The sequence below is a fragment of the Ochrobactrum sp. C6C9 genome, assembly GCF_022627935.1.
In the GTDB taxonomy this organism is placed as follows: Bacteria; Pseudomonadota; Alphaproteobacteria; order Rhizobiales; family Rhizobiaceae; genus Brucella; species Brucella teleogrylli.
This window is the reverse complement of the sequence record NZ_JABXGB010000061.1, coordinates 1-10,697: the sequence shown is the minus strand read 5'-3', so window position 1 is coordinate 10,697 and position 10,697 is coordinate 1. Positions and strand designations below refer to the sequence as shown.

The window sequence follows — 10,697 nt, the reverse complement described above, 5'->3', positions numbered from 1 at the left end:
TGAGAAAGCGAGCAGCACGCAGCTTCGACGCCATCTCAAAAGCACTTGGCGATATCATCAGTCTCTTCTCCATCAATCAATGCCAGAACTTCTTTAAGGTTGCTGGGTATGAGGCCGAATAAATGCGACACGCTTTAGTTTCTCCAATTAAATTTGCGGATATTCAAGTGATTTATGAATTGTATTGCACACTGGAACAAGCTCGCCGTATCATCATCGTTTTTGAGATCGATTTCGAAAAAGGCTGACGGCTCTATATTTCCATTTCTCCGATAATTCAGTCCTCAACAGAACAACGCCACCGACTGAAAAATTACGCAGATGTACTGCTAAAAGAGAGAATTAAGAATAGAATTTCTGTACCACTCATCTTTGGCTATATTGCGCAGTTTCCTGATTCCGTCGTCTTTGACAGACTTCTTACTATGTTTGAGCTGTAGAAGCGAACGTAAGACTTCAAGATCGATGTCACGGACCAGCTCACGCTTATCCTTTCCCCAGATCAAATCCAGGAGCCTACCTCTATCAAGCCAGTCGGGTGCACTCAGTAAGACACAGTCCATTTCCTTCTCACTCGCTGTAGAATCGGCAAGCGAAAGGTTTCGCCCATGCCACCGATAGGCGACACAAGGCTCTGCGATGCAATGAAAAAGCTGATCTTTCACGCAAGCCCTAAGCCAGTATTCATAATCCTGCAATTGCCAAAGATCTTCGTTAAAAAGTCCCACCGTATTCCAGCACGTCAGCGTCATGGCGACTGATGGCGCACAGATTATGTTACCGCCCCTGTAGATGTGCGCAAACATATCCGTAGCGGTTTCAAAAGCGTAATGACTAAAAAGCGGCGGATGGGCCGAATCCGGCAGAGGATCTCCATTTCCATCAATCCATTCCGGTAAGCTGCTGACGATCGCGGCGCGCCCCTTGCGCAAAACGGCCACTCGCTGCGCAATGCTGTCGGGAAGAAGCCGATCATCACCTGACAGAAAGACGACAAATTCACCTTTGACACGTGACATGCCGTAATTCAGTGCACTGCTTGGGCCACCGTTTTGCTTCGATAGAATTTCAAATCCCGACGATTCAAACGTCCGTGCGATCTCGAGGGTTTCATCACTTGATCCATCATCAACGACGATCACTTGGAGGTCTGTCATTCCCTGCATTATGACACTATTCAACGCATCGCGGATATACCGGGCTTGGTTATAGGTCGTCACTACAAGGGATATCATCACAAACTCATAGGAAACACTGGTAATTCTACGAAAGATATTCGACGGAAATGGGTCCGCCTTTCTCGATCATGGATCTATATTTTTCTCGTACGTTATGCCAATCAGCACACGATAACGAGTAATACCTGTCGAGATGATCCTCGCTCGTCAGCTTCGCACCCCAACTTTCATGAAATTTCCAGACTCGTTCATTTCCCTGTCGCACGTCGAAATGGGATGATGCGAAACCCAGATTGTCAAAAGCATATATGTACAGCAGAAGCGCACTTTTCGTTGCGGTGCGCGACGATGCTTCGGGGGAGACAATCCAGCTTCCCCAGCAGAAACTACTTTCTCTCTGATCATAGATCCGGATAGTGCCCAGTGACGTCCCATCCAAGTCTTCAATCACGAAAAATGCTTCATTATCCTTGATCTCGTAGCGCCGTAGAAAATCAACCTGCTGCTGCACGTCATCACTGACAGCAGATATATATTTGTTGAGGTTGTCGTTCCTTCGTAAAGAAAATATGAAATCGGCATCTTCTGTGACGGCGTTTCGCAACCTCAGCCCCATACCTTCTACTCGGGCGGCTTTTCGGATACGGATCATAGGGCATCCTTCAGTTGCTTCAACTCTATTGTAAAATCGTCATGCATTGAGTGGATACCTGTCACCGCATACGCTCGTTCGCCGTCGATGTATCTGATATCCAACTGCCGCGCCATACCGATTCTATCCCAAAACGTGGTGTTATTGTAAGGGTGATCGGGATACAGGATTACGGCTTTCGTGCCTGGTCTGCACCAAAGAAGATTGGTAAATGCAGCACCCGTGCCACCAACAATGACATCAGCAGACGAAAACAACTCTACCTGCGAATTGATCGACAATGCAGCAAGATCGACGACCTCGAAATCCTGCCTGACGAGCATATCAACAATTTCCGCTTCATTTAGGATTTTACGACGTCGTCCTTGCCGCGTCAGGAAAAGCTTCCGCCTCCTACGTACATCATCTTGCGGATTCCCGCTCGGCAGCACCGAACCGGCAATGGCGTGGAGAAGTCTTGAGGGCAGATAGGTGTCAGATGGTACAGGCTTTCTGTCGTAAACATCGCTGACGAGAGAGAGATCAGAAACGTAGAACAGCCTCTCGACCAAATATGGAACATTTCTCTCCATTTTCAGAAGCGCGCGGTCCGGATGCTTGAGCAGGTCAATCAATTCGTAAAGTCGCTCATCGAGATCGTCCGAGACCAGAAGAGGGATGGAGACATCGAGTTCCATTTGTTCGAAGTACATAAGCTTCGGCAACAGTTCCGCGACAAAGTGGAAATAATTTTGCTCATATTCCTTGAACAGATGCAGCCCGGTTTTTATCTTGGGATTGAGTCCGACCTGATACTTGAGGAGGATGTTATCTCCATTTCGCCAGATTCGATCCCACAGCTTTGGGCTTGAGGTATGGGAAGAGACTGCGATCTCATCACTTATTATGAAAGTGTCTTTGGCCAGCATGGTGCTACCGGGAATAACAAATGTGTCAGCTAAGGCGACACTGTACGGCGGCACGACGTGAACGATCCCCTGGTCATGCATCTCTTGTGCTATTTCAAGCAGCGTGGGTTGCTCGGCTATATCCACACCTTGAGAAGCGCAATATGCTCTACCCGTGGTAATCTTAGCCTGGTGCAAAGCGTCTTCGCCAGCATGTGCCATCTTCCACTCGACATCGCTCAAAGCAATAGAGGCATGTCCGCCAAACGTCGAGCCCCGAAGAAACGATCTTACATAAAGGTCTTCACGCGGCATATACCCTTTCTGACGCCCCTCTCGAAGGAAGTGCGACAGTGGATTAATCGAGGTCAGATCGACTCTATATGTTCGTGAATACCAGTCGACGTCAAACAACGGCGATGGATCACGAAGCTCAAAAGCTCCGTGCTGCTCGAAGTGTTGAAGTGGGTTCATACCAGCGGCGGCAACATCCTGATACCTCTCGAGGTACCAGGCTCCCCAGAAAAACTCACAGGGATCAAATTTCAGCTTCCATCCGACCTGAAGGTAATGCTTCCAGACATCATCGATATGACCGACATCGTCCGCATATTTTAGCCTATACCAAGCGGCATCAAAGCATTGTGAAAAAAAAACCACATCACAAATCGCCTTATCTGGGACTAAAGTCGCAGTCTGCGTCCTGAGGCCTCGAACAGGAAGAAACCGCCGTCCAACGCTCTTAGCAACTCGGAGAAAAAAACGCTGCATAGCTATTACCCGGTCGCCTCGAGTAGCGACTGAATTACTTGATCCTGCTGCGCAGTAGTGATTCCTGGCCAAATAGGCAAAGACAGACCATTTGCAGAGGCTTGCCGACCCATTACACATGTCGCGCGATCACAGTCTAAATCGTAGGCGAGCTGATCGCCTGGGGCGATTGGATAGTGGACCGCGACATCTATCCCTGCCGCCCGCATTTTTTCGACGACCTTATCTCGATCATGCACTAGGACTACAAATAGATGATAGACATGTTCACGCTCGGGCTCGACCTTCAAAAGCGTCACCGCAGCGACATCCTTTAAACGATCAATATAATAGTGAGCCGCTTTCAGACGGCGCATGTTTTCGTCATCAAGGCGGCGCAGCTTGATCCGCAGGTAAGCCGCCTGCAGTTCATCAAGTCGAGAGTTGAAACCTACCTCCTGATGGTAGTATTTCTTCTCACTTCCATAGTTGCGCAAGCGCTTTAGCTTTGCAGCCAGGTCAGCGTTCTGGGTGACGACAGCCCCTCCATCACCAGCTGCACCGAGGTTTTTTGTCGGGTAAAAGCTGAATGCAGCGAGATCACCGAATGTCCCAACGCGTGCACCCCTATAACGAGCGCCGTGCGCCTGCGCCGCGTCTTCTACGACATACAGGCTATGTCGCGCAGCGATCTCCATGATTTTTCCCATATCGGCAGCCTGACCAAACAGATGCACGGGAACGATCGCTCGAGTTCTTGACGTAATCGCCGCTTCGATCTTGTCGCAATCGATAAGAACGGTATCGGCTTCGACATCGACCTCAATTGGCGTCGCCCCAACATGTGAGACTGCGAGCCATGTAGCGACAAAGGTTTGCGACGGCACGATCACCTCGTCACCAGGGCCAATGCCGAGCGCACGCAATGAAAAGCTGATAGCTTCCAGTCCATTCGCCACGCCGACACAATGGGCCGCACCACAATAGTCGGCGAATTCCTTTTCGAAAGTAGATAATTCGGTGCCAAGAATGAGATTGCCGCCCGCGACTACACTATTACAGGCCGCCGACATATCTTCTCGCATAGTCAATAAGGCTGCCTTAAAATCAACGAATGGCACATTCATTTTTGGATACCCATCAAATTTTCAAAATCAGCGCGGCTTCGGATATAGTCTTTTTCAGAATACTCATGTGAAGCAAGTACAAGACAAACCGCATTCGAAGAGAAGCTATGGATTTCCCGCCAGGTATAAGGGCCGATGTGTAAGGCCTCATCAGGTCGCTCCATTCGATATGAGGCGCGTCCTTCACTGGTAACAAGGTCAACCGTAAAGCTGCCAGAAATTGCAATTAGATACTGCTGCAGTTCGTGATGGGCATGCCCACCGCGCTCCGAACCGGATGGTACGTCATACAAAAAATAGACCCGCCGAACCTCAAAGGGCAAACCGGTGCCTTTTTCAAGGACACAAAGCTTACCCCGCCAATCAGGTATAACCTGCAATGGCATCAGTTGCGGCAAAATCGGTGTGACAGTCGACTTTTGTGGAGCACTCATTAGTTTTAAATTAGGCGTTTCGCAAAATGTTTCGATCAGTGGAATTTCTGCCATGCCTGGCCTGTGTTTTAGTTGCTTCATCGATAGCTACCCTTACCGATAGACACGTAATCGCTTTACCAGAGCTACAACTTAGGCGAAAGCACCTGAAAAAAATAAATAATAGTTCTGAGAATCAGAGCTTCGCAGCCGCAGCTATTGTCCCTAGCCCTACAGTTGCAAATTCGTCAGGCCGTGGCGAAACGAGTGATTTTCGATCACCGGAGCACAGACAATTGCTCGTTGCAGTCCGGCATCACGAAGAATGCAACTGTAGGGCTAGACAAGATGTGGTTGCTACGAGAGGCGCGCCTGCTCCGCTAAGTTCATCTGGCGTCTGAAGGATACCGGCTGCCGAATTGTTGTATGGCTACCAGTTCGTCAGATAAGGCGGCTTCAGACGACACCCATTTGCAGACGAAAGAGCCCGAAGCACAGGCGGCGGTTAGCACTTTAAACCATTAAAACGGAGAGGATTACCTCAGCTCAAGCGCAAATTGTATTCGCTCGATATGAAAAAACAACCGCAGCGCTTGTTTAGCGATGCCGCGTCGGAGATGCTCTCACTAAACGTTACATCAGCCTTGCCACCACATCCCGTAGTGACGTTTGCCAGTGAGGCGCAGACCAGTCGAACACCTTTTGGAATTTTGCTGTCGACAGGCGTGAGTTGGCCGGACGCATAGCTTTTGTCGGATAGTCTGCAGTAGCAATATCCGTCACTTCGGCAGTCGGGCCGCCATGTTTTGCGCTTTCAACGAAAATCCCGCGCGCAAAACCGCTCCAGTTGACATCGCCCGTGCCTGCAAGATGGTAGACGCCGTAATCGGCGAAATCCGGCTTTGCCGCCAGATGATCCGCCACGCGGATAATCGCTTCGGCAATATCAAGCGCGGACGTCGGGTTGCCCCACTGGTCGGACACGACCGACAGGCCATCGCGGGTTTCTGCAAGGCGCAGCATCGTCTTGACGAAGTTCTTGCCGAACGGGCTGTAGACCCAGGCCGTGCGCAAAATGATATGCTGTGGATGCGCCGCGGCAACAAGCCTTTCGCCTTCAAGCTTGGAACTGCCATAGACACTGCGGGGACCAGTCGGATCGGTCTCGACATAGGGCCTGTCGCTATTGCCCGCGAAAACATAATCCGTCGACAAATGAATAACCGGAGCGCTGCACGCTTTCGCCGACTCGGCAACGACAGCAGCGCCAGCCGCATTCACCGCCAAGGCGATTTCCGGCTCATCCTCAGCCTGATCGACGGCGGTATAGGCCGCAGCCGACACGACGACATCGGGCTTGGCATCGACAATCGCCTTGCGGATGGTTGCGGGGTCGGCCAGATTGAGTTCCGGTCTTCCCAACGCAATCACTTCGAGATCCGGGCGCTGAGCAGCCTTTTCCAGAAGGCTCTGAACGACCTGCCCTTCCCGCCCGGTGACGACCATCTTCATACGGCACCTGCTTTGGCCGCACCACCGCCCAGACGCTCACCGGCATAAGTGCCGCTGCGGATCGGCTCCCACCACCAGCCATTGTCGAGATACCACTGAATGGTCTTCTCAAGGCCGGTTTCGAAAGTTTCCTGCGGCGTCCATCCGAGGTCCCGCTCGATCTTCGAGGCGTCGATGGCGTAACGGCGGTCATGCCCGGGACGATCCGTCACGAAGGTGATCAGGTCGCCATATTTCTTGCCATTGGCACGTGGGCGCTTCTTGTCGAGAATGGCGCATATCGTTTCCACGACATTGAGATTGGTGCGCTCTGAACGTCCGCCGATATTGTAGCTTTCGCCAATTTTGCCCGTCGTCGCGACCAAGGCCAGCGCGCGGGCATGGTCCTCGACATAAAGCCAATCGCGCACATTCGCCCCTGCCCCGTAAACCGGCAGCGGCTTTTCATCGAGCGCGTTGAGAATCACCAGCGGAATGAGCTTTTCCGGGAAATGGAACGGACCATAATTGTTCGAGCAATTCGAGAGAACCACTGGCAAACCATAGGTCTCGTGCCATGCGCGCACCAGATGATCCGACGCAGCCTTCGAAGCCGAATAAGGCGACGACGGCTTATAGGGGGTTTCTTCCGTGAAAATACCGCTGTCGAACGGCAGATCGCCAAACACTTCATCGGTCGAGATATGGTGGAAGCGGAAGTTCGACTTGCGCGGTTCCGGCAGTTCACGCCAGTAAGCGAGAGCCGCATTAAGCAGACGGAACGTGCCAATAATATTGGTTTCGATGAAAGCCGCCGGACCGTCGATGGAACGGTCAACATGGCTTTCGGCGGCCAGATGCATGACGATATCGACATCATTCGACCGCAGCGTGTCCAGAATCAGGTTATCGTCGCAAATATCGGCTTGGAGGAAACTGTAATTCGGGTGGTTTTCGATCTGACGCAGCGATGCGAGATTGCCCGCATAGGTCAGTTTGTCGAGATTGAGAACATTGACCTTCGGATCGGCGGCGAGATGACGGCACACAGCCGAACCAATGAAGCCTGCACCACCAGTGACGAGAATATTCATATCATTCCTCAAGCAAAAACTTCTGCGTCGGCGAAAAGCGGCGCTTTCTGATCCTTGTCGGAAAGCTGGACGTCCGAAGAAGGAAGTGGCCACTCAATGCCGATAGCCGGATCGTCAAAACGGATCGAGCGATCATGCTCCGGAGAATAATAATCCGTGACCTTGTAGATGACCTCCGTGTTCTCCACGAGCGTCATGAAACCATGGGCAAAGCCCTTGGGCACCAGAATCTGGTTCCACTTTTCGGCGGAAACTTCCAGCGCAACCCACTTCCCGAATGTCGGCGAGCTTTTGCGAATATCGACAGCGACATCAAGAATGGCGCCGCGAATCACGCGGACAAGCTTGTCCTGCGCGCGCGTTGGCAATTGGTAGTGCAGACCGCGAACAACGCCCTTCGCCGCCGAAAACGAGTGATTATCCTGCACGAAGGTCAGGTCGATACCAGAATCAGCAAATGATCTGGCATTATAGGTTTCCGAAAAGAAGCCGCGATCATCGCCGAATTTACGCGGGATGATTTCGAACACTCCATCGAGACCAAGCGAGCGGACTTCCATTATTGATTTCCCAGTTCGTTTACACGGCGGCGCAAATAGGCCGCATATTCGGTTTTACCCAATTTGCCAGCGCGTTCCAAAACGGCATCGCCCGAAATCCAGCCCTTATCGAGACCGATTTCTTCCGGGCATGCAATCTTAATGCCCTGACGCTTTTCAATCGTCTGTACAAAAGATGACGCTTCGTGAAGGCTATCGTGAGTACCGGTATCCAGCCAGGCATATCCACGACCAAATCGCTGAACGGTCAGCTCACCCCGTTCAAGATACACATTGTTTACAGTGGTGATTTCAAGTTCACCACGTGCGGACGGTTTGATCGAACGTGCAATATCCACGACCTGATTGTCATAAAAATATAGACCCGTAACAGCCCAATGAGACTTCGGCTTTTCTGGCTTCTCTTCAATCGAGATTGCCTGACCTGTCTTGTTATCGAATTCCACCACACCGTAGCGCTGCGGGTCATCCACGCGATAAGCAAAAACTGTACCGCCCTTCATCGGCTGGGAAGAGAGCTGGGAGAGGTTCGACAGACCGTCGCCAAAATAAATGTTATCGCCGAGAATCATCGCGACACTGTCATTGCCGATAAATTCGCGCCCGATGATGAAGGCTTCGGCGAGACCATTTGGATGCGCCTGCTCGGCATAGGAAAAATTCACGCCGAACTCGCTGCCATCGCCGAGAAGCTTCTGGAACAGCGGCAGATCCTGTGGCGTTGAGATGACCAGGATATCTTGAATACCCGCGAGCATGAGAACGCTCAGCGGGTAATAGATCATAGGCTTGTCGTAAATCGGAAGGATTTGTTTGGAAACAGCTATTGTGAGAGGATATAGCCTTGTGCCACTTCCGCCAGCCAGGATAATGCCCTTCATGAAACTTCCCTTAACAACATTAGAATGCTGGCTACTGCACTAGCACTTTGACCATGATTTGGCGACGGAATACGTAAAGAAGCTTGTAGGCAAGTTTTTTTTGGAATACCGAACCATTATATTGCCTTGAATAGCGAGCGACGAACGAAAAGCATTCATGATCATCGATTGTCAAAAAACCGATAATACTACGCCTAAAGTGACCGGGATCATTGTCACATTCAATCCCGACATCGAACCATTAGAGAAGTTAATCAATGCTGCCACTCCTCAGCTAACGCACCTCATTGTTGTGGACAACGGCTCGCGCTGCGATCTTTCACTCACCTTGAAAGCGCACCCCGATATTGAACTGATCCCATTCGACGAAAATCACGGAATTGCTAAGGCGCAAAATGTTGGCATCCAACGCGCCAAAGCCATCGGCTCAGACTACGTGCTGCTCCTCGATCAGGACAGTATCCCTGCCCCCAACATGGTAGCTGAACTCCTGAAAGTAGCGAAAACGCTCGCCTCGAAAGGCATTCATGTCGCCGGCGTCGGACCCTCCTATACCGATACCCGACAAGGAGAAGCCGCAGCCTTCGTCTATCTGGACGGACTGAAGCTGAAGCGCCGCGAGCGTCAACCTCTCGATGCGTTCGTAGAAACCGACTTTCTCATAGCTTCTGGCTGCCTTACGCCGATACAAAGCTTCGACGCCGTTGGCCTTATGAACGAGGAGATGTTCATCGATTATGTCGATATCGAATGGGGTCTGCGCGCACGCGAAAAAGGCTACTACTGCTTCGGCGCCTTCAATGCCAAAATGGAACACACACTTGGAGATCAGTGGATAAAATTCCGCGGTCGACGTATCCCTGTTCATAGCCCCCTTAGACACTACTATCATTTCCGTAACGCCATTTGGCTTTGCCGCCGTCCATGGCTATCCTTTTCGTGGAAAATTGTGCTTTTGTGGCGACTGGTCCGCCAGTATCTCTTTTTCACCTTTTTTGTCCCGCAAGGGATGCGCCACGCGAAAATGATGACCCTGGGCCTTTGGCATGGCGTCATCAACCGAATGGGTCGAAAGTAACACCTTGATGGAAGCCACTGTCTGGCGAAATTGTGATACAATCCCGATGCTCACGATTTCGATCGTGACATTCAATCCAGACACAAATGAGTTTCGCGCCACACTCGCAGCGCTTTCAGATGCACTGGCTCCATTCGACCCGACTTCCGTGGCAATAACAGTTATCGACAACTCGAGCGAAGACACAATCTCGGCAATTATTGAGGAGCAACTTCCAAACTGGAAAACTCGTGTTATGCATGGACAAGGCAATATCGGCTTCGGCCGGGGGCATAATCTGGCTTTGTCGGATATGGGTGAGTTTCATCTCATCCTCAATCCCGACATTCAGATGGATCATCTCGCCTTGCGCAACGCCATTGACTTCATGCAGACACATCCTGATTGCGGATTGCTTTCACCCCGGGCCTTTTGGCCGGACGGCACACGCCAATATCTATGCAAACGCTATCCAGCGATTTTCGACCTGCTGCTTCGCGGCTTTGCCCCGAAAAGCGTTCGGAGATTTTTTGACAAAAGGTTGAAACGCTACGAAATGCGCACCGAAACCCAGAACGACATATTCTGGAATCCACCTATTGTGAGC

General features: G+C 51.1%; 11 protein-coding genes. 2 read left to right on the top strand and 9 right to left on the bottom strand.

The features are described 5' to 3' along the window. Positions 1 to 329 precede the first annotated feature (329 nt). From HWD97_RS23620 to rfbA, 9 genes are all read right to left on the bottom strand, one after another. On the bottom strand, positions 330 to 1,220 hold the full coding sequence (locus HWD97_RS23620; protein WP_371835749.1) for a glycosyltransferase: 891 nt from the start codon (positions 1,218 to 1,220) through the stop codon (positions 330 to 332). Between the two features lie 43 nt (positions 1,221 to 1,263). Continuing rightward, a complete protein-coding gene (locus HWD97_RS23615; protein ID WP_371835748.1) occupies positions 1,264 to 1,830 on the bottom strand; it encodes a GNAT family N-acetyltransferase in 567 nt (188 codons plus the stop codon). Then, a complete protein-coding gene (locus tag HWD97_RS23610; protein ID WP_371835747.1) occupies positions 1,827 to 3,488 on the bottom strand; it encodes a DUF563 domain-containing protein in 1,662 nt (553 codons plus the stop codon). The genes HWD97_RS23615 and HWD97_RS23610 overlap by 4 nt, the downstream gene beginning before the upstream one ends. A 5-nt stretch (positions 3,489 to 3,493) precedes the next feature. After that, positions 3,494 to 4,594 (bottom strand): DegT/DnrJ/EryC1/StrS family aminotransferase, encoded by a 1,101-nt coding sequence (locus HWD97_RS23605; RefSeq protein ID WP_371835746.1) that lies wholly within the window; start codon positions 4,592 to 4,594, stop codon positions 3,494 to 3,496. Continuing rightward, entirely contained in the window at positions 4,591 to 5,109 is a 519-nt protein-coding gene (locus tag HWD97_RS23600) for an FdtA/QdtA family cupin domain-containing protein (protein ID WP_371835745.1), read from the bottom strand. Before HWD97_RS23600 ends, HWD97_RS23605 begins: the two co-directional genes overlap by 4 nt. Before the next feature lie 531 nt (positions 5,110 to 5,640). Next, a complete protein-coding gene (gene rfbD, locus HWD97_RS23595) occupies positions 5,641 to 6,519 on the bottom strand; it encodes a dTDP-4-dehydrorhamnose reductase (protein ID WP_371835744.1) in 879 nt (292 codons plus the stop codon). Then, positions 6,516 to 7,592 carry a dTDP-glucose 4,6-dehydratase gene (gene rfbB, locus HWD97_RS23590; RefSeq protein WP_371835743.1) on the bottom strand — a complete coding sequence of 359 codons (1,077 nt, stop codon included), beginning with the start codon at positions 7,590 to 7,592 and terminating at the stop codon, positions 6,516 to 6,518. The genes rfbD and rfbB overlap by 4 nt, the downstream gene beginning before the upstream one ends. Positions 7,593 to 7,600: 8 nt before the next feature. Further along, positions 7,601 to 8,152, bottom strand: a complete 552-nt coding sequence (rfbC, locus tag HWD97_RS23585; protein WP_371835742.1) for a dTDP-4-dehydrorhamnose 3,5-epimerase — start codon at positions 8,150 to 8,152, stop codon at positions 7,601 to 7,603. Then, a complete protein-coding gene (gene rfbA, locus HWD97_RS23580; protein WP_371835741.1) occupies positions 8,152 to 9,033 on the bottom strand; it encodes a glucose-1-phosphate thymidylyltransferase RfbA in 882 nt (293 codons plus the stop codon). The genes rfbC and rfbA overlap by 1 nt, the downstream gene beginning before the upstream one ends. 157 nt (positions 9,034 to 9,190) lie before the next feature. Here rfbA and HWD97_RS23575 point away from each other — a divergent pair, with 157 nt between their 5' ends. Beyond that, complete coding sequence (locus HWD97_RS23575; protein ID WP_371835740.1) at positions 9,191 to 10,111, top strand: glycosyltransferase family 2 protein; 921 nt, start codon at positions 9,191 to 9,193, stop codon at positions 10,109 to 10,111. Continuing rightward, positions 10,080 to 10,697: glycosyltransferase (locus HWD97_RS23570; RefSeq protein ID WP_371835739.1), on the top strand; the 618-nt coding region annotated here is incomplete at its 3' end. The genes HWD97_RS23575 and HWD97_RS23570, both read left to right, overlap by 32 nt.